2 protein-coding genes are annotated in these 541 nt (G+C 45.5%); both read right to left on the bottom strand.

What is annotated here, in order from left to right; translation table 11 throughout:
• Nucleotides 1-450: phosphoenolpyruvate-utilizing N-terminal domain-containing protein (locus tag PG766_RS16870; protein WP_330674540.1), on the bottom strand; the 450-nt coding region annotated here is incomplete at its 3' end.
• Nucleotides 451-454: 4 nt separating this feature from the next.
• On the bottom strand, nt 455-541 hold an 87-nt coding region (locus tag PG766_RS17205; RefSeq protein WP_270591408.1), incomplete at its 5' end, for an HPr family phosphocarrier protein.

The following is a 541-nucleotide window of genomic DNA, read 5'->3' as shown; positions in this document are numbered from 1 at the left end:
CACAACACCGCTTTCCCCGGCATCCGAAAGGATACCGAGAAGTCGGTCCGATACATCTTTTACATCGGCCGCACGTCCCTGCATGTAAGCATCATCCATAGATGCAAACATCTGGGAGAAATTATCTCCTGTTGTCGCAACAGCATACTCTGCGTTGACTTCCTGGGTAGTAATAATATTCTTAATCGAATCCACATAATCCAGATCCATCAGCATCATCTGATGTACTTCAAAAATTGCCGCATTGGCTTCTCCTACATCTTCCATTGCCTTGTCATACAACTCACCGAGCTGTGCGATCGCAGTCTCCTGGGCATCCTCAAAACGTGCCACCTCTGCTTCGGTATCCTCTACATGATACCGTCTTACCTGCTTTTCCTGTCTTTTATAAAAAGCAATCTTCCCGATGGCTACGCCACCAAAAACACTTTTACCACTTAGTGTAATCATAATCCTACAGATTCTCCTCTAATACTTTCTGGATTTCGGCGATTGCGTCTTCTTCGTCTTCGCCTTCAGCTGTGATGATAACCTCATTTCC

It is taken from the genome of Coprococcus sp. LG101-27 (assembly GCF_027695515.1).
In the GTDB taxonomy this organism is placed as follows: domain Bacteria; phylum Bacillota; class Clostridia; order Lachnospirales; family Lachnospiraceae; genus Allocoprococcus; species Allocoprococcus comes.
The sequence above is the reverse complement of the archived record's forward strand: the minus strand, read 5'-3'. Positions and strand labels throughout refer to the sequence as shown.